15 protein-coding genes are annotated in these 22,225 nt (G+C 48.3%); 13 read left to right on the plus strand and 2 right to left on the minus strand.

The genetic code is table 11. The features are described 5' to 3' along the window. Window positions 1-111: 111 nt before the first annotated feature. Both KTH90_RS02725 and KTH90_RS02730 read right to left on the minus strand, forming a co-directional pair. A complete protein-coding gene (locus KTH90_RS02725) occupies window positions 112-1,623 on the minus strand; it encodes a response regulator transcription factor (RefSeq protein WP_158352577.1) in 1,512 nt (503 codons plus the stop codon). Continuing rightward, the gene (locus KTH90_RS02730) at window positions 1,601-3,400 is read right to left on the minus strand and encodes a sensor histidine kinase (RefSeq protein WP_158352576.1); all 1,800 of its coding nucleotides are present in this window, start codon (window positions 3,398-3,400) and stop codon (window positions 1,601-1,603) included. The genes KTH90_RS02725 and KTH90_RS02730 overlap by 23 nt, the downstream gene beginning before the upstream one ends. A gap of 312 nt (window positions 3,401-3,712) precedes the next feature. Here KTH90_RS02730 and KTH90_RS02735 point away from each other — a divergent pair, with 312 nt between their 5' ends. The 13 genes from KTH90_RS02735 to KTH90_RS02795 all read left to right on the plus strand — a co-directional run bounded on the left by KTH90_RS02735 (window position 3,713) and on the right by KTH90_RS02795 (window position 22,008). Next, a complete protein-coding gene (locus KTH90_RS02735) occupies window positions 3,713-5,125 on the plus strand; it encodes an ABC transporter substrate-binding protein (protein ID WP_158352575.1) in 1,413 nt (470 codons plus the stop codon). 890 nt (window positions 5,126-6,015) lie between these two features. Next, window positions 6,016-6,897, plus strand: a complete 882-nt coding sequence (locus KTH90_RS02740) for a carbohydrate ABC transporter permease (protein WP_158352574.1) — start codon at window positions 6,016-6,018, stop codon at window positions 6,895-6,897. Further along, a complete protein-coding gene (locus tag KTH90_RS02745; RefSeq protein ID WP_238726209.1) occupies window positions 6,897-7,727 on the plus strand; it encodes a carbohydrate ABC transporter permease in 831 nt (276 codons plus the stop codon). Before KTH90_RS02740 ends, KTH90_RS02745 begins: the two co-directional genes overlap by 1 nt. 89 nt (window positions 7,728-7,816) lie before the next feature. Next, window positions 7,817-9,826, plus strand: coding sequence for an alpha-amylase family protein (locus KTH90_RS02750; RefSeq protein WP_238726210.1), 2,010 nt, complete (start codon window positions 7,817-7,819; stop codon window positions 9,824-9,826). Between the two features lie 29 nt (window positions 9,827-9,855). Continuing rightward, complete coding sequence (locus KTH90_RS02755; RefSeq protein ID WP_158352573.1) at window positions 9,856-11,049, plus strand: serine hydrolase domain-containing protein; 1,194 nt, start codon at window positions 9,856-9,858, stop codon at window positions 11,047-11,049. 17 nt (window positions 11,050-11,066) lie between these two features. Beyond that, complete coding sequence (locus tag KTH90_RS02760) at window positions 11,067-13,580, plus strand: hypothetical protein (RefSeq protein WP_158352572.1); 2,514 nt, start codon at window positions 11,067-11,069, stop codon at window positions 13,578-13,580. 49 nt (window positions 13,581-13,629) lie between these two features. Continuing rightward, window positions 13,630-14,442 (plus strand): SGNH/GDSL hydrolase family protein, encoded by an 813-nt coding sequence (locus KTH90_RS02765; RefSeq protein WP_158352571.1) that lies wholly within the window; start codon window positions 13,630-13,632, stop codon window positions 14,440-14,442. A 583-nt stretch (window positions 14,443-15,025) separates the two neighbouring features. Next, window positions 15,026-16,081: a galactitol-1-phosphate 5-dehydrogenase gene (locus KTH90_RS02770; RefSeq protein ID WP_158352570.1), complete on the plus strand. Its 1,056-nt coding sequence runs from the start codon at window positions 15,026-15,028 to the stop codon at window positions 16,079-16,081. 142 nt (window positions 16,082-16,223) lie between these two features. Then, window positions 16,224-16,874, plus strand: a complete 651-nt coding sequence (deoC, locus tag KTH90_RS02775) for a deoxyribose-phosphate aldolase (protein WP_158352569.1) — start codon at window positions 16,224-16,226, stop codon at window positions 16,872-16,874. A 126-nt stretch (window positions 16,875-17,000) separates the two neighbouring features. After that, a complete protein-coding gene (locus KTH90_RS02780; protein WP_158352568.1) occupies window positions 17,001-18,044 on the plus strand; it encodes an alcohol dehydrogenase catalytic domain-containing protein in 1,044 nt (347 codons plus the stop codon). Between the two features lie 52 nt (window positions 18,045-18,096). Further along, entirely contained in the window at window positions 18,097-19,590 is a 1,494-nt protein-coding gene (locus KTH90_RS02785; RefSeq protein WP_158352567.1) for a rhamnulokinase, read from the plus strand. A gap of 124 nt (window positions 19,591-19,714) precedes the next feature. Next, window positions 19,715-21,010: a PHP domain-containing protein gene (locus tag KTH90_RS02790; RefSeq protein WP_158352566.1), complete on the plus strand. Its 1,296-nt coding sequence runs from the start codon at window positions 19,715-19,717 to the stop codon at window positions 21,008-21,010. 53 nt (window positions 21,011-21,063) lie between these two features. Next, window positions 21,064-22,008, plus strand: coding sequence for a sugar-binding transcriptional regulator (locus tag KTH90_RS02795; RefSeq protein ID WP_238726211.1), 945 nt, complete (start codon window positions 21,064-21,066; stop codon window positions 22,006-22,008). The last annotated feature ends 217 nt before the right edge of the window (window positions 22,009-22,225 follow it).

The raw sequence follows: 22,225 nt of genomic DNA on the forward strand, positions 1-22,225 counted from the left end.
ATATTTTTATTATTTTATTGTAACTCATTTCAAAGACGATGTAAACCTTTTAAGAGAAAGATATTACCATTGAAGGATGAAAAGTAACATGAATGGGGAGAGTACGGAACATCAAACATCCCGCAAAAACTGCTTAGGAGACAACCCGGTTTCTTTCTTAAAGACCTTACTGAAATACAGCGGGTCATCATAGCCCACGAAGGCGGCTACGTCTTTGATCATCAGCTTTGGATCGGAGGTGAATAGTTTTTTTGCCTTCGTGATTCGCAGCTTTACAATATCGTCCAACAGGTTGGTGTTTTTGTTTTCACGGTAAAGCTTGCTGAGATAGGCCGGAGTGAAACCAAAATGATCGGAGATCTGTTTGATGCTGATGGGTTCGGTGTAGTGCTGATGGATATAACTGTCAATGCGCAGCAGAATTTCGTTTTTGTCATGGCTGTTTCCCTGGGAATTGCTCATCTCACAGAAAAAGTCGTAGAAGACGGAGATGATATTTTCATAGAGCGCCTCGTAGGATTCGGAGAAGATAACAGCGTCATTGACCAGCTCCATGGAGGAAGCGCCATTGGTTGTAAGCTGTTGGTTGTTCAGGCAGTTGCTCATCAGGACATTTAAGTATTCGGTCACACCAAACTGTGTCATTTTCCGCTGGTGTAAAGCCTGCAAAAAGTGCCGCAGCACAGTTTTAAACAGCGAGATGTTGCGCTGGGTAAATAAATTGGTCAGCTGATTTAAATAATTATTGAGCAGTTCATCGTAGGGAAGCCGGTAATCCGGCTGCTTTTTCTGATAGAATAGCAGCTGGGATTTGCCGATGATGATACCTCGGCTTAACTGGAAACGAAGGTTTTGAATTGACTTGCCTACAGAGTGGATGCTGGGAGCGTCGGCGCTGACGATGACGGTCAGCGGAATGGGATGTTTCAGAACCGGTTTGAAAATATTGCGGATCTGCTCTTCGCGGTTGAGGGTCTGGCAGGTTTTTAAAGAAAACATCAGGTTTTTTTCAAATATGGACTTTCCTGGAATAATCCAATAGTCCTGGACCATGTCCGTATTCTGGTCAAACAGCGCGTTGACGTCAAAGGAGTCGCAGTAATTCTTTGGAACTGCGTCAAAAGCGGTGGGGAGAAACGGAAAATTACCCATACATAGAATGGCCAGACAGTATTCCGGATTCATCCCGTCTTCCCCGACCGGGGGGAGGGACGATGCGGGGTTGTTGTTCTGCATCCCCTCCAGACATTTTTGCTCATAAGCCTTCTTCAAATGTTCCTGGATCTCATTTTCATCAATGGGCTTTAGAAGGTAGGCAAATACCCGGAGCTGGATCGCGCGTTTCGCATAGGAAAATTCACTGAAACCGGTCAAGATCATACACAGGATATGGGGATAGTGTTGATTGATATGTTCAATCAGTTCCAGACCGTCGACAACCGGAATGTGGATATCGGTGATGACCACGTCGATCTGATTCCCTTTTTCAGACAGAAGGTCGATTGCTTCCTGGCCGTTGTAAGCGCTTCCCGCGATTTGATAATTTTGCTGAAAGGCTTCTATGGTACATGACAGACTTCTGAGAATCAAAGGCTCGTCTTCAACAAGTAAAATATTCATCATCTAATTTTCCTCCTATCTTGATCATGGTGCCGCCTTCAGCGAGAGACTGGATTTGGAAAGTCAGACTGTCCGGATAGCGCATTTTTAACCGGGCGATCGTGTTGATTAAACCCATTCCGCCGATTTTCAGGGAGGCTATGGTATTGGATGAATTATCCATGAATTCCGATAACTTCTTCTGAATCTTTTCCGCTTCCTCATCCGTAATCCCCAACCCATTATCCTGAACCGTAATGGACCAGAAATAATCATTTTTAATCGTGCAGCTGATCTTCAGGTGCCAGGGAGGTACCACTTTCTTAAATCCGTGCTGGAAACTGTTCTCCAGAAGCGGCTGAAGGAAGAGCTTGGGAACCCGGAAAGCATCTATATCCAGCTTGGAATTTATGTACAGCTCATAGTCAAACAGTCCCTCATAGCGGATTTTCATCAGATTCAGATAAGTTTCCGCGTCGGTGATCTCCTCGCGCATCGGGACGCCTTCCTCGTCATAGGCCGAGATATACCGAAGCATACGGGCCAGATAGTCGCAGATCTGCCCTATTTTTTCCGTATCCTGCTCCTTACTCATCGCCTTGATGATGGTCAGGATATTGCAGATGAAATGTGGATTTACCTGGGACTGGAGGGCGATCATATTGGCCCTGGCCTCATAGGCCTTGGTCTTGACATTCTCCTCCATGGAATTTTTCAGCCGTTTCATCATTTCGTCAAAGGCCATGGTGAGGCCGACCAGTTCGTTGGAATACTGGCTGGTGTCCACATTCAGGTACGGAGAGTTTAAGGTGATCATGTTGACGGATGCGGTCAGCTGGCGAAGGGGTTCCGTTGTATTCTTCATAATTTTAAACAGGACTGCAAGGCAGATCAAAAGGATGCAGACGCTGATAAGAAGTACGGATATGCACAGCCGGGATACGATCTGGAAAACCTGATTCTGGTGTTGGGCCAGCATCAGGAACCACCCGTTTTCCAATCGAACGGCACTGTATACATGATTATCCGCTATGGTATAGACAGGAGTCAGATCAGGGGTGGGTTCCTCCTGATCAAAGGGAAGGCCGGCCAGAGCAGGAATTTCATCCGATGTTCCGTAGATCGCTGCGCCGTCGGCTGTATATAGGTAACTGTCCACATTGGGGACATCCAGTGTCATGATCTGGTCGATAAACTTGGAGGGACACTGGATTTCCACAATTCCGGTAGGCAGATCGATGATCAGGGAATCAAAGATTTCCCGGTACAAAGATATGTATTGGATCGGTTTGGAGTTCCAGGTGTCCGGGGATAAGGGAGTGATATTGGAATTACTGTGAATAATCGGGAGCGAATGGTACCATTGCAGATAATCATCGGAGCGAAGCTTCTCTTTCACCATCGATTTGCTGTAAGGGATACCGGTGGATATAAAGTTGCGCTTGCCGTTAAACAGATTGATGCGGAAACGGGAGGAAGAGTTAGGAACCGTGATGGAAGTAATAATATTATAGATAGACACAGAAAGTTCCTGGTTGGTTACCTCACGCATCCGGGTATCATGAAAGGCGCTGATAATGTCCGGATTCGTGGACACATACAGGGAGATTTTGTCCATGTCATCAAATAGAAGCGTCAGCTCATTGCCCGTTTTGGCAGCCAGTTCATTCAGGTTATTCCGGGATGTTTTGGATATCTCGCGGTAAACATAATTGGAGAAAAAGATCAGGAAAATCAAAACCATGGAAATGATAATGATAGAACTTTTCAGGAATAATTTTTTTTGAAAACTACTTTTCATAATAACCTCCGGAAGTAGGCATTTATAAACGCTGATATTTTATAGCATTATTATAGAATAAGGAGATGAAAAAAGATACTTGATGCAAAATATTTCCATATTTTAGGCTGACATTTTCCATTTCGATTTTGGGAAATAGCTCCTATAATAAAGGACATGAAAGAAATGTAAATTTACACGATTTCAAGGGCACTGTAAAAATAGCAGCGCTCGAAAGCACCTCGAAATGCAGTGCAGGGGATATGCAGCTATCAATAGCCCCGGACGCTTTCCGTTACTGGAAAGAGGGAAGAATCTAAAGGAGGATTCAGTATGAAAAGAAAAGTTTTAAGCAAAATTTTAGCAGTCTCTATGGTGCTGGCTATGACCGCAGGCATGACAGCCTGCGGCAGCAAAAGTGAAGAACCTGCGCCAGCAGCCACACCCGCAGCAGAACCGGCAGAGTCTAAAGCACCCGCCGCGACCGACAGCGGATCGGACAGTGGGCAGGCAGGGGACACAGATTTCTCGATTCTGGAAGGAAAGACCATTTCCTTTATGACCAGCCAGGCGAAGTTCTTTGACGCTTATAATACCATGGCGGAAGCAATCAAAGCAGATTACGGCTGTGAAGTAGAATTCCAGGTAATCCCGGATGAAGAATATGACTCATTAATAAAAGTAAAATTATCCACTTCAGAAGTACCCGATGTGTATGAGGCGAACCTGCCCAGTCTGAACGAGGCGTACGGAGCTCCCCAGTACTGCGAGGATCTGAGCAATGAACCGTGGGTGGCAAGACTTGTGAATCCGGACCTGATCAAAGATACTGTGGACGGCAAGATCTATGGCATGCCCAAGGAATCATCCTCCGGGTATCAGGCAGTATATTACAATAAAAAAGTAATGGCAGATTGTGGAATCACAGATCCCCAGCCTAAGACCTACCAGGAGTTCCTGGACATCTTAAAGACTGTCAAGGAAAAAGGAAACGGTGTGGTTCCTTTCTATCAGACCAACGCGGACAACTGGACCACCCAGATCTTCATGACAGGAGGAATCGCCTGTGCACTAGGAGATAAAGCGGTCGAGACCACAGATAAATTATTGAAAAATGAGATTAAATGGACGGATATTCCCGAGACCTCCCAAGTGCTTCAGAATTATGTAGATCTGTACAAAGATGGATATATGAACAATGATATGATGTCTGTCGGCTATGACACAGCGGCAGAAGCCATCTGCACCGGCAAGGCTGCGATGTATTTAACCATCGAGCAGTGGGCGGCCGACGCCATGAAAAAATATCCAGACTGTGAAATGGGTTCCTTTGTAATCCCTCATGCAGACCATGCACTGCTTCCTACCGGAAATTATGTACAGGGCCTGTTCGTACCGAAAGCCGGCAAGCAGGTAGACGCGGTAAAAGCCTTCCTTCAGGTATGGTCCATGCCCAAATACCAGAATCTGTACTATGAAGAAAATCCCGGATTCCCCGCCTACAACGACGTGGACGGCGGTGACGTAGTACCTGTTGTACAAAGTCTCGTAGACCAGTATATCACCACAGGGAACTATGTATTTGAAATGAACAGCCTGATGGCTGCATCCAGCGGTATCAATGTAGATGTCTGGAACTATTATATCGAAGCACTTCAGGGCGACAAGACACCGGATGAGGTGTTCAAAGCAGTCCAGGCTGACTATGTGGATTACATGGAACAGCAGGGGGCAGAAGGATTTTGAGTTAGTTGATTAAAGGGACTGAAACGGTCTGGAGTGGTCCGGAGCGGTCCGGCGCAAGGGGTGGCTGTGCGGGGAGGAACCAAAAAGTAACGGGATCCGAATCGCATCAGCCAGGCCTAAGAACGGGTAACTCCGATGGTGGGAGAACCTCTTATTAGCAGGGCCTGGAACAAACTCGCCAAAAGCGGCTCGGACAGTGTTCCAGGCCCTGCGAGGTTCTCCCACCATCTGCGTAACCCGTTCTAAGGCCTGGCTTCAAGCGATTCGGATCCCGTTACTTTTTGGTTCCTCCCGCACAGCCACCCCTTGCGCCGGACCGCTCCTGCTTTACTATTAGTTTCGTTAGATGTTCAAATTCAAATTCCGTCTATTTTATATCCTGCATAATTTGACTGACAGAAATACTTTATTATAGTTATAGTTCCAACAAAATATAGTTATAGTTCCAACAAAAAACAGGAAACCCATTAGTGTATTAGGAATTTTGTTTTTCAATCTTTCAGGGACACTATTGAATAGATTGTAAATATGCTGCGAAATCAACAAAATATTACTATGATAACACGGTCCTGAAAATTCCATTTCAGAATACATACCACAGCGTCCGAAATTTTTAAAGGACCATATAAATAACATTGCAAATAACGCTGAAAAGCCATATAAAACCAGTTAGAACATGGCGCTTCGCTTTCACCAGGAAAGGGAGCGTGGAGTCCAACGGGCGGGACAGAAGTATCGGGGGCCAAACCGCTTGAGGCCCGGCCGATGCGATTTGACCCCGATACTTCTGTCCCGCCCGTTGGACTCCACGCCCCATCCCTCAGCAGCCCTCCCCCCAGACTAGCTGAGCAAAATAATCCAAAAGGGGACTGCAGTAAGGAGGAATCTATATGGAGAAAAGAAAGAATAAGTTTTATCCGAATTATTTTACATTTCCGGCAATTATTATTTTTAGTATATTTTTTGCGCTGCCGATTATTGCCGGGTTTGTCTTAAGTTTTACGGACTGGAATATGAAACGGCTGTATGAACCCCATTTTAATGGGTTGAAGAATTTTATTTATCTGTTTCAGGATGAGTATTTTCTGCTGGCTTTAAAGAATACGTTTATCTTTGCGATCATTACCACGGTTCTGATTGTGGTGCTGGGACTGCTGTTAGCGCTGGTTTTGAATAACGCGGTGAAGGGAAAGAGTTTTTTCCGAACGCTGTTCTATCTGCCGGCAGTGCTGAGTTTTATTGTTATTGGTATTATGTTTACTTCGGTATTTAAGATGAATAACGGGGTGTTTAATCAATTTCTGACCATGTTGGGCCTGGAAGGGCTGGTGACTGACTGGCTTGGAAATAAGACCACGGCCATGGGATGTATTATCTTTGTTCAGGTCTGGAAATGGAGCGGGTTTGCCATGGCGATTTTCCTGGCAGGACTGCAGGGGATATCCAAAGACTATTATGAAGCGGCTCTGATTGACGGCGCTAACAAATGGCAGCAGTTCAAGTCGATCACATTTCCACTTCTGGCGCCGGCTTTCACGGTAGTCGTTACGATGAATACGATCGGCGGTTTCAAAGTGTTTGAGCAGGTGTACGTTATGACGGGCGGCGGTCCGGGTAACGCCACACAGGTGTTGAGCACCTATATTTATAAAGCGTTCTCAAAAGGGACTCTGGGAAGATCAACGGCTATGGGCCTGGTTCTGTTCCTGATGATCGCGGTGATCTCGGAGGTCATTAACCGGATGCTGCGTAAGAGGGAGGTGGATCTGTAATGAGTGCAAAGACCAGAAAAATAATGAGTTCCGGTGCCCTGACGTTTCTTATGGCTGTGATCAGCCTTGTGATTATTATTCCGTTATTGGTGATGATTCTGGGATCCTTTAAGAATCCGACGGAAGCGCAGCTGTTTAATCTGCATCTGCCTACGGAATGGCATTTTGACAACTATAGCTATGTGATTCAGAAGGGCGGGATCGGACTGGCATTTGTCAACAGTTTGATTATTACCGTGGTTGTGACGGTATTCGTCCTGATCAGCGGGAGCCTCTGCGCGTTCGTGGTTTCCAGGAAAAATACCAGATATACGAATTTTGTTTACAATCTTTTTTTGCTGGGTATGATCTGTCCCATCCAGATCGTTACCACCTTCGGTGTGTTAAAAAGCCTGAATCTGGTGGGTACTTTCCTGGGAGTTATGGCGGTGGAAGCTGCCCTGCAGCTGCCCTGGACGATATTTACACTGTCGGGATTTATCAAGAATGTACCCAGGGATCTGGATGAGGCGGCTTTCATCGACGGGGCTTCCCCGGCCCGGATGTTCTTTACGATCATTATGCCGCTGATGAAGCCGATCCTGGCTACCGCGCTGGTTACGACGGCGATGTATGCGTGGAATGAATTCATGATCCCCATGTATTTCTTTAATTCCTCATCAAAATGGACCATGCCTCTGACCGTTTATAATTTCTTCGGGCAGTACGCCAGCAACTGGAATTATGTGTTCGCGGATCTGGTACTGACCGCTCTGCCTATCGCGATCCTGTATCTGTGCTGTCAGAAATACGTAATTTCCGGGCAGACGGCAGGTGCGGTGAAAGGTTAATTTGCATAAAGTAAATGGTACACGGTGTTAAGAAGTAAGCTCAGGGAAAAGCGTTTATAGGCGCGGCAAACGCGCCGCTGGAGGAAAAAATGGATATGCGGTTTCGTCAGGTACATCTGGATTTCCATACTTCGGAACAATTAGAACATATAGGGGAGAAATTTGACAAGAAGCAGTTCCAGCAGGCACTAAAAACAGGACATGTGGATTCCGTCACGGTATTTTCCAAATGCCAGCACGGCTGGTCCTACCATCCGACAAAGGTGAATCAGATGCATCCGCATCTGGAATTTGACCTGCTGGGGGCAGAGCTTTCGGCATGCAGGGAAATCGGAGTAAATGCCCCGGTATATCTATGTGCCGGCCTGGATGAGAAGGAAGCTGTGCGCCACCCGGAGTGGCTGGTCAGAAACCGGGATGAGAGCTGCGGATGGACAGGAAATTTCTCAGGGGATGCCGGGGTGCATCTGCTCTGCTTTCATACAGGGTATCTGGAACTTCTGCTGGAGCAGATCGGGGAGGTTATGCAGAACTACAGCCCGGATGCGCTGTTTCTGGATATTGCCTCGGTTCATCCCTGTTACTGTGCAGCCTGCAGAACTGATCTGATAAAGAAAGGAAAGGATCCCCGTGATGAACAGGCCGTCATGGAGCAGGCGGAGGAGGTATACCGGAATTATGCCCAAAGGGTCCGGGAAACCGTGCGCCGTTACAGCGGTACCTGTGAGATCTTCCACAACGCCGGGCATCTGATCAGAGGCCGGAGGGATCTGGCTGCCTATAACACCCATTTGGAACTGGAAAGCCTGCCTACCGGCGGCTGGGGATATCACCACTTTCCGATGTCTGCGTCCTATGTGGCGAATCTGGGTATGGACTATCTGGGCATGACCGGAAAATTCCACACCACATGGGGAGAATTCGGCGGATTCAAGCACCCCAATGCACTGCGGTATGAGACCGCTCTTTGCCTGGCTCTAGGAGCCAAATGTTCCGTGGGAGACCAGCTGCATCCTTCCGGGGAGATGGATATGGCTACCTATGAACTGATCGGGAAAGCTTATGGGGAGGTAGAAGAGAAGGAGAAATGGTGTCTGGACGCACAGAATTGTTATGATATCGGGATCCTGGGGGATGAGGCGGTGAACTGCCGGGTATCCGACAAAAGTGTCCGGTCCTTTGCGGATATCGGGGCTAACCGGATTATGCTGGAAGGACATTACCTGTACCGTTTTATTGATCTTGAGGAGGAGTTTCATTCATATAAACTGTTAGTTCTTCCGGATACTATAAGGCTGGATGATAAACTGGCCAAACGTCTTAAGGAGTACGTAGACGGCGGTGGAAAACTGCTGATGAGCGGGCAGAGCGGCCTTGAGAAGGATCGGGAACATTTTGCCCTCGAATTCGACACCGAATACAGGGGAGAGAACCTTTATAAGCCGGATTATATGATCCCCAGTTTTGCGTTGAGTACCGGAAACAGTGCCCATGTGATGTATGAGCGCGGATATCTGATCGAGCCTGGACATTCGGCACAGGTATTTGCCGGGCGGCAGAATCCATATTTTAACAGGGATCTGCTTCACTACAGCTCTCATCAGCATACCCCCAATGACAGCCGGGTGACTATGCCGGCTGGGGTGATAAACGGGAATATTGCCTATATCGGCTGGGATATCTTTACGGATTACGGAAAATTAGGATCACTGCACCATAAGGAGATGGTACGGTACGCGATCGACCAGTTACTGGGCCAGGAGAAGACACTCGTGACTGACCTGGTGGACCGGGGGATCACCACAGTGACAAAACAGCCCCGGGAAAACCGCTATATCCAGCATCTGCTGTTCGCCCACACGACAAACCGCGGGACATTTACCTGGGAAGGCAGGGAGAATCCCATGGAAGTGATCGAAGACATCGTGCCGCTGTACAGGGTAAATGTGTCACTGAAGCTTCCGGAAAAGGTGAAAAGCATTTATCTGGCGCCTGGGATGACAAAGCTGGATTTCCAAAAAGAGGACGGACGGATCGTCTATCAGGTACCGGAGGTGGAGTGCCATCAGATGGTCGTTATAGACGTGGAACCCGAGTAAGATAAAATCGTTGCCAAAGGAGTATAAAAATGACTGGCCGAAACTTTTTAGTCACTGCGGAAGCAAGTATTCATAGAATTGTGCAGGAGGAGATGAGACAGCAGCAGTTTGCCGGCGCGTCTGTCCGGATCCTGCACAAAGGTGTGCCGGTTTTATGCGGAAACTACGGATACGCGGATCGGGAAGCGGGAAAAGTAGTCCAAGACGACACGATATTCAGGCTCTATTCTTTGAGCAAACCCATAGCAGCGGTAGCGGCTTATATACAATTAGAGCGTGGGCTCCTGGATCTGGAAGCACCGGTTGCCAGGTATCTGCCGGCATTTTCAAAGATGCAGGTTTATACGGATAAAGGGCTGGTACCGGCCAAACGGCCTATCCTGGTCCGGGAATTATTGAGCATGACATCGGGATTAGTCTATCCGGATCCAGACCCGGTAGGGGCGTATATGCAGGAAGTATTTACCAGGTCGGGGACCAGGTACCGGGACGGGAATCCCATGAGCACGGCAGAGGTCGTTGACGCGATAGCCGAAAAGCCTCTGGCGTTCCAGCCGGGAGAACAGTGGAGATATGGGACCAGTACGGATGTGATGGGCAGGATTATTGAGGTGACAGCGGGGATGAGTCTGGGAGAATTCTATCGGAATGAGATCTTTGAACCGTTGGGAATGAAGGACACCGGATTCTATGTCCCAAAGGAAAAAACAGACAGGCTGGCACAACTGTACTCCATGGAAGCTCACGAAGATGGAAGCCAGAGGCTGGTTATCGAAAAAGAGAGGACCATGGGACTAACGGACTGTCTCTCTTTGCCGGCTTATGAATCAGCAGGAGCTGGCCTGTTGTCCACGATGAGTGATTATGCCAAATTTGCCGTGATGCTGTTGGGAAATACACAGAGAAATGGAACAGGGATACTGGGACGTAAAACTCTGGATCTTATGTTAAGGCCGCAGCTTACACAAGAGCAGGATAAAACCATCTATTTTGAACATCTGAAGGGATACAGTTACGGGAACTTTATGAGATTTTACAAGGAGCCCAACGAGGCGGCCAGCAGCGGCTCACCCGGTGAGTTCGGCTGGGACGGCTGGACCGGTCCTTATATGGCGGTGAACCGGGAAGATGATTTTATCCTGCTCTTTATGACACAGCGCTGCGGTTACTGTAATCCAGCTTTTATCCGGAAGCTTCGCAATATTGCCTATGCCATACTATAATGACAGGGAGGAAAAATATGCTGACAGATACATTACCACAAATCAGGGAAGACATAGAACTTAAACTTCCCCATTTCCCCACAAGAATGCAGGCTGCCGTTTTCAGACTCTGGGAAATGGTGCCGGCCTTTAGGCTGGCAGAAGTTCTGGAGACCGATGAGGCCCATATCCGGCAGCTGGCACAGGATATGGCGCTTCCGCCGCAGAAAAATACCGGCGAGTGGATGGAAAAAGGATATATAACCATAATTCGCAGCGCCTGGTATCTGCTGCCCTATGAACAGCTGCTGAAGCTACTGGGCTGGGATTCTGAACAGCTGGCTTTTATTCTGAAGGAGGACGATTTCCTGGATATCAAGCTGGGAAGTCTGAAACCAGCCTGTAAGCCGGTTTTATACCGGGAGCTGAACCAGGAAGAGCGCCGGGAGACGAAACAGCTGCGGGAAGTGATGGAGCAGTACATCCGGAATTTTGACGGGGAAGACTGCACCCTGCCCTTTGCATTTTTTGAAAAAAAGGACTTGCATGCAGGGATGATATCCGGCTGTGCAGACAGATGGGTGTTAGAAGCAGACCCGGAATGTCTGCAGTCGGAAGCAGTCAATCAGTTTTTTCGCGATTTTAAAATAGATTATGGATTCGCATTTTCCGCGCAGGACGAGAAAAACCCTGTCCCTGAGGGGCGGCTCACACTGCGCATTCACCCGGAATGGCAGAAGCAGCGGGAATATCATGAACTTACCATCGAAAAGCACCGGATTCTGATAGAGGCGAAAGCGCCGGATGGAATCTTCAGGGGGCTGCTTTATATGGAAGCTCTATCCCAGGGCCCCGGACATTTGGCATTGCCCATAGCATCTTATAGAAGAACCCCCTCCTTTACTACCCGATTTATCTATTCTTACTGTGGGATCTATGGGAATGCCTTTGATGTACCGGTCTCAACCTCTTATCCGGAGCAGCTGATGAAATCCTACGCCAGGTTGGGAATCAACGGCGTATGGCTGCCCGCCGTCCTATACAAGATGGTGCCGTTTCCATTTGAACCTGCCCTTTCGGATGGATGGCAGGAGAGGATGGGACATCTGAACGAGCTGATTGCCCTTGGACAGCGCTACGGTATAAGGATATACCTGTACTTAAACGAACCGCGCTCCATGCCGCTGTCCTTCTTTGAAAAATATCCGGAACTAAAGGGACATACCTTTGGAGAAAATGCCTCCCTTTGCACGCAGTCGGAAGGAGTACAGCGGTATATCCGGGATGCGGTGAGAATGCTCTGTGAAAAGGCCCCTGGGCTGGGTGGATTTTTTACCATTACCCGCTCCGAAAATCATACAAACTGCTATTCCCACGTCGATACACAGGAAGCACAGGAATGTCCCCGCTGCCGGAACAAAAAACCCTGGGAAGTGGTCGCCGAACTGAATTCTCTCATAGCCAGCACGGCCCGGTCTGTGGATCCGTCCATACAGGTCTTTGCCTGGACCTGGTCCTGGTCACCCATGGGAAATGACGGCGTCCGCCGTTGCATCGAAGCGCTGGACCCGGGAATTACCCTGATGTGCACCAATGAGGAACATCTGGATTACACGGTAGGGCCTGTGAAAGAACACCTGCGGGATTATACCTTAAGCAGAATCGGACCCAGTGTCCAGAGCCGTACGTTCTGGGACTATGCCAAAGAGAACGGCCATGCAACGGCGGCCAAAGTCCAGCTGAACAATACCTGGGAGGCATCCACAGCCCCTTATATCCCGGTCTACGAAAATATCCTGAAAATCATGCGGAACCTGAAGGAGCTGGGTGTGGAAAACCTGATGGTGAGCTGGACATTAGGTGGATATCCCTCGGAAAATTTAAAATTCGCCTCCAGCTTTTTCTTTGAGGAGGAGAAAAATAAATCCTTTTCCTATGAGGAAGCCTTAAAATTCCTATATCACGAAAATGCACCGGCGGTAAGCCGGGCAGTACACAAATTCTGCGAGGCATTTTCCAACTATCCGTTCTATGTGGAAAGTGTATACAACGGCCCTCACAACGCGGGCCCTTCCAACCTCCTGTACAGCGAACCAACGGGGCTAAAAGCGACTATGACCTGCTATGCGTTTGATGATCTGGACAGCTGGAGAACTATCTTTGAGGAAGATCTCTACGAGGACTGTTTCCGGAGGGTGGCCGAAGGCTGGCAGGATGGCATGCAGGAACTTACATCCCTGGATGAATGTGAATTTAAGGATACAGCTCATATGTGCGGTATTCTATTTCGCTCCTCCTATAACCAGATCCGGTTCATCCGAATCCGGGACGGCCATATAAAGCTATCCGCACAGGAACGGCAGAGTGCGCTTTCCCAACTCGCAGAACAAGAACTGGAACTGGCCGTAACCACATACCGCCTGATGCTGCGCAATCCCAGTATCGGCTACGAGGCGGCGAACCATTACTACTTCAACCGTTCCATGCTGATGGAAAAAGTCCTAAACTGCGCGGAACTGATCCGAAAATACAATTCATACAACCAGAAGTGAACAATCCTTTAAACACCGTCCGGTTCAACGGACAAAAAGGAGAGATTACATGCGTACGGTCTACGAGATGGAAGAGAGCGCTGCCGCACTCTTTCTGGAAACAGCCCGAAACCACAAAATAACCTGCGCGGCCAGACCGGCACAGTTTACCAGAATTATGCGGCAGAACACCGGTATGGTAGGAGAATTACTACCCTGGGGCCATGAAAAAGACGGCCTGGAGCGGCACAATCCATTGATCGTGGCAATAGGAGACAGCGTCACAGCCGGACATTTTGAAAATCTGCAGCCCTTAAACGGCCCATTTGACAAGACGAGGCCAATCGAGATCGCAGATCCCAGGGAAGTATACCACGAAAAATTCCGCCGAAAACTGATCGACACATATGAGCAGACCTCGGTAAGTGTTCTCAACGCCGGAATTGCCGGAGATACCATATTCGGCATGGAACAAAGGCTGAAGCGGGATGTACTGTCCCACAACCCGGATCTGGTCCTTATAAACGGAACCATTAACTGGCAGCCGGACAAAACCACCGCCGATTTCCGTCAGGCTCTGATCCGCATGATCGATCGGGTCCGTTCGGAAACCCAGGCCGATCTCATCCTGATGACGCCCAACCCTGTCATCTGGAGCAGCCAGGACATGCACCGCCTGTTCCGGGAGCGGATAGACTGCGTCCGTGATCTGTCAGCGAAACAGAACATCTGCCTGGCCGATATCTGCGGCATCTGGGAAGAATTCCTGAAATCCGGCTATCCGCTCCGGAAAATGCTGTCCAATAAAACCAGCCATCCAACAAAGACCGGTCATGAAGTATGCGCCCTGGAACTGATGAAACTTGTAGTGGAGGCGGAATGAATGGATAATAGGGCCGGGAATGTGGGAGCCGGCGGAGGAACAGGACACCTGGAAGGGCACAAAAGGATTCCGTGGACTGGGGAGAGGAGCGAAAAGTCCGGTGCTGCGGGATGCATCGGGAAAACCGAATCAGATCTAACTACGAAGAAAAAAGAACCCTTTATTACGCAGGGCCGGGACAAACTCGCCGTTCGGCTCAGACAGTGTCCCGGCCCTGCAGGGTTCTTTTTTCTTCTCCGTAAGATCTGAAACAGTTTTCCCTCAAGCATTCCGCAGCACCGGACTTTTCGCTCCTCTCCCCAGTCCACGGAATCCTTTTGTGCCCTTCCAGGTGTCCTGTTCCTCCGCCGGCTCCCACATTCCCTGCACTGGTACAAGCGACGGCCCCTTCGGGACCACCAGCCCTTTGCCCGGCACCCGGACCTATGAAAAAACCAAGTTATAATATGCCCAAAATAATACCTGAATCATGGAATAAATTATGGAAAAAGTCCTATTGACTTTTTGGAGTGTCAGTGATATTATTTTCATGTGATGAAAATAATTTCACAAACACATTGCAAACCAAAATGGAGGAATTAAAATGAGAGCGATTCAGATGACAGAAGTAAAACATTTACAGCTGATTGAGACAGCGAAGCCTGCACCGGGCAGCGATGAAGTCCTGCTGAAAATTATGGCAGTCGGTATCTGCGGTTCCGATATTCCCAGAATCCTGCAGTTCGGTTCCCATGTACTTCCGATTATCCCTGGTCACGAATTCGCCGGAGAAATCGTTGAGATCGGATCTGAAGTAGGCGGATGGGAGATCGGCGACAGAGCTTGCGCAGCTCCGTTACTTCCCTGCCACGAATGCGAGTGGTGCCAAAAGGGTGAGTACTCCCTCTGTGAAAAATATAAATATTATGGTTCCAGAAACGACGGTGCGTTTGCGGAATATTTGGCGGTAAAAGCGGAGAACCTGGTGAAATTGTCCCAGGATACGCCTTTCGACTGGGGCGCAACCGTTGATCCCGCGGCCAATGCGATCCACGCGTTCTTAAGAGGAGATGTGACACCGGAGGATTCCGTTTGTGTATTTGGTCTGGGGGCCATCGGCTTATTCGCGATTCAGTATGCGAAGGCAATGGGAATCAAAACGATCGTTGCTGTGGATATCGATGATTCCAAACTGGAAAACGCAGTGGAGTGCGGCGCTACCTTTACTGTGAACTCTTTAAAGAATGATGCGGTGAAAGCGGTGCTGGATCATACGAATGGTAAAGGAGTTACGGTATCCTTTGATATGTCCGGTGCTCCGGTTGCGCAGCATAACGCGATTTTGGTTACCGGCAAGATGGGAAGAGTCGTATTTCTTGGGATTTCCCACAAGGGATTGGAATTATCCGAACAGGCCGTGGACAATATCTTAAGATATCAGCTGGCTATAAAGGGAAGCTGGAACTCCTTCTCCAATCCTTTCCCAGGAAAAGAATGGACTGAGGCAGCCAGACTGATGGGCGAGAAGAAATTGAATCCGGATCTGCTGATTTCCCACAAATTGCTGTTGGAGGATGTGCCGGATACGTTCAAAAAGATCGATGAGAAATCTATTATTTTTAATAAGATTATGTTTTATCCCAACGGTTTCTTAAAATAGAAGCAAACATATGTAAATGTGGATTAAAACAATAGCATAGCCGGATACATAAATGAGATTAAATCAAGAAAAAGCGTAAACGAAGATAGTGTAACTTTTCAATGAGATAACAGAAAAACATATTAAAAAAGGAGATATTATCATGAATACAAATATTGCAGGTTATGTAGATCACACCATTCTGAAACCCCAGGCTACCACCGAGGACGTTAAAAAATTATGCGAGGAAGCGAAAAAATACAGTTTTGCTTCCGTGTGCATCAATCCGAAACATGTAAGTTTCGCTTATGACATCTTAAAAGATACCACTGTCCAGGTTTGTACCGTGATCGGTTTCCCTCTGGGAGCCAACACTTCCGAGATCAAAGCCCTGGAAGCTAAGAAGGCAGTGGAAGACGGAGCGGGCGAAGTGGATATGGTCATCGATATCGGCGCTGCCAAAGAGCATGATTATGCGCGGGTGAAAGAAGATGTGGCCGCGGTAAGAGCAGCGGCAAAATCCCCCACGATCCTGAAAGTGATCATCGAGACCTGTCTGCTGACGGATGAGGAAAAGGTTGAAGTATGCAAGGTTTGCAAGGAAGCGGGAGCCGATTTCGTCAAGACCTCCACCGGATTCTCCACCGGCGGCGCTACCGTGGAAGACGTGGCTCTAATGTATAAAACAGTAGCACCGGAAGTGAAAGTAAAAGCATCCGGCGGTATCCGGAATAAAGAGGACGCGGACGCCATGATCAAAGCAGGTGCTTCCAGGCTTGGAACCAGTGCAGGAATCAAGATTGTAGAAGGTTAATTATATACTGGGAAATAAAATACGCCTGAGGGTAGTGCCAAATGGAACACATTTTGCCGATCCTCAGGCGGCTTACCACTGTAAGGGATAGGAAGCGGGCGTATATCCCGCGATTGGAGGAAGATTATGAAAGCATTTATTATGGACGAAGAACGTAAGCTCAAGATCAGCGATATGCCGGATCCGGTGCAAAAAGAAGATAATTTGATCGTTCAGATCAAAGCGGCGTCTATCTGCGGCACGGATATGAGAACGTTTTTAAAGGGCAGCAGTAAGATTGCAGTTCCGCGTATTCTGGGCCATGAGTGTGCCGGAGACATTATCTATGCCAGCCCCTACGCGAAAGAATTCGGCTGGAAGGAAGGGGACCGTGTCACGGTGGCACCTGCGATCGGCTGCGGGGAGTGTTATCCGTGTAAATCCGGACATACCAATATGTGTGATCATCTGGAAACCATCGGCTTCCAGTATGAAGGGGTTTTCGCTCCGTACCTGGAGGTTCCGGCCAAAGCGATTCGGATGGGAAATGTTTTAAAATTACCTGATACCATCGAATATGACGACGCTACCCTGATCGAACCGGCGGCCTGTGCGTTAAATGGCCAGAGCTATATGCATGTACAGCCGGGTGATGATGTGGTAGTCTACGGAAGCGGTATGATCGGCTGTCTGCACGCAGAGCTGGCTCTGCGAAAAGGCGCACGCAATGTTATCGTAGTGGAGCCGGTGGAAAAACGCGGTAAGATCGCCATGGAAAAAGTACCGGGCGTGAAATGGATCAATCCGTTCACCCAGAATACCAAAGAAGAGGTTATGAAGCTGACGGACAACAAAGGAGCGGACGTGGTGATCACCGCCACCTCGGTGCCTTCTGTTCAGACGGAGGCCCAGGAGATCGCAGCTAAGATGGGAAGAATCTCCCTGTTCGGCGGTCTTCCGGGTGAGAGCAAGGGATTTATCGATTCTAATCTGATTCATTATAAGGAGCTTCAGATATGCGGAGTTCACGCGACGACACCCGGGTTTATGCAGCAGATCATGGATATGATGGAGGCTCATGAGCTGGACGCGAAAAAATATATCGAGAAAATTGTCACTCTGGATGATATCGAACAGGGCTTTACATCCATCCGGGATGAGAATATTATGAAAGTAGTGATCCATCCGTAACAGCAATACACAGAATCCGTAAGAAAATACATAGATAAGGGAAGGGATTTTTATGGATAATTATATTATTGTGGATCTTGGAGCCAGTAACGGCAGAGTTATCGTAGCAAATTATGGGGATGAGAAGTTTGATTTTGACATTGTCTATCGATTTGACAATGTTCCGGTGTTTGCCAATGAGGGAGAGTATTTCTGGGATATCTTACGAATCCTCTCCGATGTCAAGACAGGAATTCAGAAAGCACTGAAAAAGTATCCGGATGCACATTCCGTAGCCATCGATTCCTTTGGCTGTGATTTCGGTTTTATCGATGAGGAAGGCCGCCTTATGGGGAATCCTCTGCACTATCGGGATGAAAGCCAGCACCGGCTGTCCGCTCAGATGCACTCGATTCTGTCCGAGGAAGATTTGTTTGAACTGTCGCAGGGCCCCTGCAACCGGATTATGGGAATCTATAAGCTGTACTCCTTGAAAGAGAAAAACGCTTCCGAATACAGGTATGGCGCGCATCTGCTGATGATACCGGATCTTCTGAATTATTTTCTGACCGGCAAGGTGACCAATGAATTCACCAATGCCACCATGACCCTGATGGTTGACCAGAAGAACCGCTGCTGGGAGACAAAGATATGTGAAAAACTGGGACTTCGGTCCGACATCTTCACTAAACTATCCGAACCCGGAACGCTGCTCGGGCCGATCAAACCTTCGGTCTGTGAGGAACTGGGCATTAACCCGATCAATGTGGTTATACCGGCGACCCACGATACCGCGTCCGCCGTGTCTGGAATTCCGGTAGTAGAAAATGATAAGACCTGGGGATTCGTAAGCCTGGGCACCTGGGCCCTGGCCGGTTTGGAGCTGGACGGTCCTATGACGGACCCGGCAGTGGTTCCGCTGGAATTCGGAAATGAAGGCGGTGTGGCCGGCAAGAGTATGCTGCTAAAGAATATCAACGGCCTGTGGGTAATCCAGCAGTGCAGGAAAAAATGGAACCACGATGCCGGAAGAGAGATTTCCTGGGATGATATCGTAAAAGAAGCCCAGGCGGCCGATGATCTGAACTGTGTGTTTGATGTGGATGAAGGGCCCTTTGGCGAATTCCAGCCGGATATGCCCGGAATGATCCGGAAATACTGCCGGGAAACTTATCAGGATGTTCCGCAGACACTGGGTGAAGTGGCCCGCTGCGCCTATAAAAGCCTGGCGCTGACCATCCGGAAGAATTTTGAAGCTGTGACCAGCGTGACCGGCGATAAGCTGGAGCTTCTCCAGCTGGTGGGCGGCGGTACCCAGAATCATATGCTGTGCCAGTGGATCGCAGATGCCATGGGTATTCCTGCCGTCTGCGGGCCTACAGAGACTACGGCTGTCGGAAACCTGATCTTCCAGCTGATCGCGGATCAGAAGATTAAGAATGTGGAAGAAGGGCGCGCGCTGTGCGCAAACTCCAGCGAGCTGTATCACTGTGCCCCCGCGGATAGGGAATATTGGGAAAATCAGTATAAATGCTATATTAAAATACTGGATAGAAGAAAATTGTGATACAATACCAGGAGGAAATGGTACCACCATACCTGAAATAGAGCCGCAGTAAATGCGGCACTGGAGGAAATGGTATCACCATACCTGAAATAGAGCCGCAGTAAATGCGGCACTGGAGGAAATTATGGATAAGATTGAGAACCTGATAGAAAACCTGAACCACGCACAACGGGAAGTACGGCTCCAGGCGGTCCGGGATTTAAAGCAGGCTGTAGATAACGGGGAAATCCCGAGTGTGCCAAGACAGGATGAATGTAATAACCATGTGCATTCCCAATATTCTTTTTCTCCGTACAGCCCTTCCAAAATTGCATGGAAAGCGTACACGGTAGGTTTGGCCACCTGCGGGATCGTAGACCATGAATCTGTAGCGGGCTGTCTGGAATTCAAAGAGGCCTGTGGAATTTTAGGCGTGATACCTACGGTTGGTTTTGAAGTGCGGTTAAACTGGGATAATACTCCGCTGAAGGGAAAGAAGTTCAATAATCCGGATCAATTATCCGTGGGCTATTTCCCGGTTCATGGAGTTCCCATCCGTTCGCTTGGGCAGATCGAGGAATTCCTGGTCCCGATCCGGGAGGCCCGTGAGATCAGAAACCGGGCGATGGTGAAAAAAGTTGACGCAATCTTAAGTAATTACGGCATGAATCTGGATTTTGACGCCCATGTGGTTCCGGTATCCCGCTGGAAGGAAAAGGGCACGATCACCGAAAGGCATCTTTTGTTTGCCACCGGCCAGCGGATGATTGAGAAATATGGCAGGGGACAGGCTCTTGTGGATTTCCTGGAGAAGAAACTGGAGATCCCGTTGTCCGGGAAGGTGAAGGAGTATCTGTTGGATACAGCCAGCCCGATTTATGATTATGACCTGACGAATCTGTTAAAAGGATTTTTCTCTGAAAATATGTATGTGCCGGCCAATGCGCAGGAGACGCCGGAGGTGGAAAAGACGATCCCGTTCCTGAATTCGCTGGGATGTATACCGACCTATACGTACCTGGGCGATGTCCGGGGAGAATCCGTTACCGGAGATAAGAAAACTCAGAAATTCGAGGATGATATCCTGGATGATTTGTTCAAATACGTATCCGAGTACGGAATGCAGGGATTCAGCTATGCGCCCAGCCGGAACAGCGAGGATCAGGTAAAGCGGGTCCGTGATCTGTGTGCCCGCTATAATATGCTGGAAGTCTGCGGGGAGGATATCAATCAGCCGCGCCAGCCGTTCATCAACACCACGCTGACCACAGAAGAAAAGAAATATTTCGACGATGTGGCCTGGGCGGTCATCGGACATGAAAAGATGGCTGACAAAGCGCTGGAAAGGGGCATACTTTCCGAAGAAACCAAACGCAAGTATCCATCCGTTCAGGAGAGAATCCGGGTATTCAGGGAATATGTCACAAATAGTCAGTGCTAAACATAAATAAAAATTCAGAGTATTAAAATGGGATGCGCAACGGGGGTTATTACATGGATACAAATAATTCGGTACAGCTTTACCGGGTATTGAAAAAATATTTTCTACTTCGGATGAATCAAAAAGAGATCGCCCAAAGCGAAAATCTCTCCAATGCCACCATATCACGTATGATCAACAAAGCGGTCGATATGGGATATGTCAGCTATACCCTGAATCTTCCGGTTATCACCCAGTTCGACCTGGAACAGGAGATCAAGGAAAAATATCATCTGGATTATGTTTCGGTTGCTCATGTGGATATCGATGAACCGAATATCATTGCCCGGGATGTCTCGTTAGCGGTAGCGGATTATCTAAACCAGATCGTCAGGGACGGGGATATCATCGGACTTTCCTGGGGCAACACGCTGGCAAGAGTAGCCGAAAACCTTCGGCCCAAGAATGTGTCCGATGTAACTATAGTGGGATTGAACGGCGGTGTGTCCAGAAACGCTACCAGCACAGGCGCGGAAAATATCCTGGCCAAGTTTGCCAAAAACTACCGCGCAGTCGGATACAGCCTGCCCGTACCGTCCTTTGTAGACAATTCCGAAATTGCGAAGGCGTTAAACAGTGATTCGAAGATCCGGGAAATATTTGAACTGATTCACAAAGCGAATATCCTGCTTTTCAGTGTAGGAAAGATCCGGGAAGATTCCGTCCTGATCCAGTCAGGGTATTTTACGGAGCAGGACTACAAGACCCTAAAAGAAGAAGGATATGTGGGAGATATCTGTTCCCGCTATTTCAGGCAGGATGGTACCCATCTGGATAACGAACTTTACAACAGGGTCATCGGAATCAGCCTGGAAGAAGTAAAACAGAAAGATAAGAGAATCTGCGTGGTCATGGACGAGGATAAAATAAAGGGCCTCAAAGGAGCATTAGCCGGAGGATACATCAACTGCCTGTTCCTGGATGAAAAATCAGCCCGCAAATTAGTGGAAGAAATGTAGAGAGGGGACTGGCACATTCCGTTCAGCATGATAGGATACCTCCTAAGTAGACAAGGTAAATAACCAAAATCTACTTAGGGGGTAATTTTTATGCCAAAATCAAAACATTCTCCTTAATTCCGAGCTAAAGTTTCACAAGAATATCTAGATGGGCAGGATACACACTGCACATGTACAAAAAATGAAAGAATACAGCCGAAATGTGAATAGAGATTTC

Source organism: Diplocloster modestus (assembly GCF_019042245.1).
Taxonomy (GTDB): Bacteria; Bacillota; Clostridia; order Lachnospirales; family Lachnospiraceae; genus Diplocloster; species Diplocloster modestus.

What these genes read in the sequence shown, in the direction of transcription:
- KTH90_RS02765 (WP_158352571.1), top strand. Translation starts at nt 13,630, where the DNA reads ATGCGTACGGTCTACGAGATGGAAGAGAGCGCTGCCGCACTCTTTCTG.
- KTH90_RS02740 (WP_158352574.1), top strand. Translation starts at nt 6,016, where the DNA reads ATGGAGAAAAGAAAGAATAAGTTTTATCCGAATTATTTTACATTTCCG.
- KTH90_RS02755 (WP_158352573.1), top strand. Translation starts at nt 9,856, where the DNA reads ATGACTGGCCGAAACTTTTTAGTCACTGCGGAAGCAAGTATTCATAGA.
- KTH90_RS02780 (WP_158352568.1), top strand. Translation starts at nt 17,001, where the DNA reads ATGAAAGCATTTATTATGGACGAAGAACGTAAGCTCAAGATCAGCGAT.
- KTH90_RS02760 (WP_158352572.1), top strand. Translation starts at nt 11,067, where the DNA reads ATGCTGACAGATACATTACCACAAATCAGGGAAGACATAGAACTTAAA.
- KTH90_RS02750 (WP_238726210.1), top strand. Translation starts at nt 7,817, where the DNA reads ATGGATATGCGGTTTCGTCAGGTACATCTGGATTTCCATACTTCGGAA.
- KTH90_RS02745 (WP_238726209.1), top strand. Translation starts at nt 6,897, where the DNA reads ATGAGTGCAAAGACCAGAAAAATAATGAGTTCCGGTGCCCTGACGTTT.
- KTH90_RS02795 (WP_238726211.1), top strand. Translation starts at nt 21,064, where the DNA reads ATGGATACAAATAATTCGGTACAGCTTTACCGGGTATTGAAAAAATAT.
- KTH90_RS02730 (WP_158352576.1), bottom strand. Translation starts at nt 3,400, where the DNA reads ATGAAAAGTAGTTTTCAAAAAAAATTATTCCTGAAAAGTTCTATCATT.
- KTH90_RS02725 (WP_158352577.1), bottom strand. Translation starts at nt 1,623, where the DNA reads ATGATGAATATTTTACTTGTTGAAGACGAGCCTTTGATTCTCAGAAGT.
- KTH90_RS02785 (WP_158352567.1), top strand. Translation starts at nt 18,097, where the DNA reads ATGGATAATTATATTATTGTGGATCTTGGAGCCAGTAACGGCAGAGTT.
- KTH90_RS02735 (WP_158352575.1), top strand. Translation starts at nt 3,713, where the DNA reads ATGAAAAGAAAAGTTTTAAGCAAAATTTTAGCAGTCTCTATGGTGCTG.
- deoC (WP_158352569.1), top strand. Translation starts at nt 16,224, where the DNA reads ATGAATACAAATATTGCAGGTTATGTAGATCACACCATTCTGAAACCC.
- KTH90_RS02790 (WP_158352566.1), top strand. Translation starts at nt 19,715, where the DNA reads ATGGATAAGATTGAGAACCTGATAGAAAACCTGAACCACGCACAACGG.
- KTH90_RS02770 (WP_158352570.1), top strand. Translation starts at nt 15,026, where the DNA reads ATGAGAGCGATTCAGATGACAGAAGTAAAACATTTACAGCTGATTGAG.